Source organism: uncultured Marinobacter sp. (assembly GCF_963974375.1).
Lineage (GTDB): Bacteria > Pseudomonadota > Gammaproteobacteria > Pseudomonadales > Oleiphilaceae > Marinobacter.
This window is the reverse complement of record NZ_CAXBDN010000440.1, coordinates 1-1703: the sequence shown is the minus strand read 5'-3', so window position 1 is coordinate 1703 and position 1703 is coordinate 1. Positions and strand designations below refer to the sequence as shown.

General features: G+C 54.3%; 4 protein-coding genes. All 4 read left to right on the top strand.

What is annotated here, in order from left to right; translation table 11 throughout:
- On the top strand, positions 1-524 hold a 524-nt coding region (locus AAC035_RS21195), incomplete at its 5' end, for a hypothetical protein (protein WP_339807105.1).
- Positions 521-940 (top strand): hypothetical protein, encoded by a 420-nt coding sequence (locus AAC035_RS21190; RefSeq protein ID WP_339807104.1) that lies wholly within the window; start codon positions 521-523, stop codon positions 938-940. The genes AAC035_RS21195 and AAC035_RS21190, both read left to right, overlap by 4 nt.
- Positions 918-1319, top strand: a complete 402-nt coding sequence (locus AAC035_RS21185; RefSeq protein WP_339807103.1) for a hypothetical protein — start codon at positions 918-920, stop codon at positions 1317-1319. Before AAC035_RS21190 ends, AAC035_RS21185 begins: the two co-directional genes overlap by 23 nt.
- 4 nt (positions 1320-1323) lie before the next feature.
- On the top strand, positions 1324-1638 hold the full coding sequence (locus AAC035_RS21180) for a hypothetical protein (protein ID WP_339807102.1): 315 nt from the start codon (positions 1324-1326) through the stop codon (positions 1636-1638).
- Positions 1639-1703: the final 65 nt, after the last annotated feature.

The window sequence follows — 1703 nt, the reverse complement described above, 5'->3', positions numbered from 1 at the left end:
CAGGCAAGAAGTGGTCGCGTACCGACAAGTGGAACTTTGACCATATCTGTGATGTAACAACGGTCAACGAAGAACAGGGTGTCAGCGCCGATGTGGATACCCATGACGGGCGTGGCCTTGAGGTGAAGGTCAGTGCCCATGTAGGGGTCAGCGTTTCCAGTGTGATGCAGTGGAGCTATGTCAATCCTGACGGCAACCAGGCGAAGGTCTGGGCCGGTCCCACGGGGGGTGTCGGAGCCGGGGTCAGTATGGATGCCGGGGTCTGGTATGACAAAAACGGTGATCTCCACATGAAGCTATCCACATCAGGGGTGATCCCGCACCTCGCGTTTGGCACTGAACTAACCATCAACCCAAAGACGGTAGAAAATCTCGATAAGCCCACAGCGGGGGACAAGGCGTTTGCCACAGGATTCACCGAGGGGGCTACCTTCGGGCTGGTTCATAAAGCACCGGAGGCGGTCACGCGCACCGTGGCTACGGCGCACAAGCTGGTGGATGACGTTGGTGATTTGTTCAAATGAAACTCAGCATCCTCATGGGGTTCCTTTTGGTAGCCGCTGTCGGTGGCTCCTACTTCTATATCAATATGCAGAAGGCGCAGATCGACCAGTTACAGGTTGAACTACAGACTGCCGTTAACAATCAGGCCGTACTGGAAAGCACGGTTGCCCAGCAGAATTCACAGATCACCCAGCAGCTTGAGATGCAGAGGCAGAATCAGGCCCGTATCTCTGAGCTTGCCCAGGCCAATGATGAGGCACGGGAAGAAGCAACCGAGCTACGGAACACCTTTGCCCGGCATGACCTGAATAACCTTGCGATAGCCAAGCCCGGACTGATCGAAGGAATTGTCAACCGTGGGACCAAGCAGGTCGGTGCGCAGTTTATCGCGCTGACAAACCCAAGGCAGTTCGATGAAACGCCTGCTGCCGATTAGCCTGTTCTGGGTCAGCGGTTGTTCCATGCTGGGGGGTCTGTTCGACAGAAGCCCAGCCGTGCCTGAAGTGAGGCCCGTGGAAGTGGTGACGATTACAAAACCAGCACCCATGTCCCCCCCGCCGCTACCGGAGGCAGTGGTCCCGGCAGAGATAGAATGGCGGGTACTGAACCCCAGCATCATGCGGGAATACGTTGAAAATTATGATGAAGGGGACGCACCTGCAATGGCGTACTACGGCCTGACCTCACAGGCGTATGAAAACCTTTCCAATAACCTTGCGGATATCAGGCGGTACATCAGGCAGACGCTGAACATCATAAAATATTACAGGGACAATGACCCTACGGACGAACCGGACGAGACTGCGGAAGAGTAGAACGATGGATGAGAAACCTGTCAAAAAGAAAATTGATCTTGAGGTGGAGGTCACTCCCGTACACCTGGGGGTGAACCCTTACCAGAAATGGATTCATCTTGCCAAGACCATTGATGCCTGGCGGATATTCCCCAGAATCTTTGTGGGCGTGTATATCTACCTGCTCTACGAGGTGGTCATCTGGTTTATGACGCTGGAGGAACCCAACCTGGAACAGGCGGGGCTGGTGTCCGTGGTCGTAGGTGCGATGGCAGCCGTGTTTGGGATCTATGCCGGTACGAGTGGGCAGTCCAAGAAGTTCAAGGGTGAGGAAGAATAATGAAGAAAATCCTGTTTGCATTAACGGCGATATACCCCTTTTTTTTTCAGTTCCAGAGCGCCTCT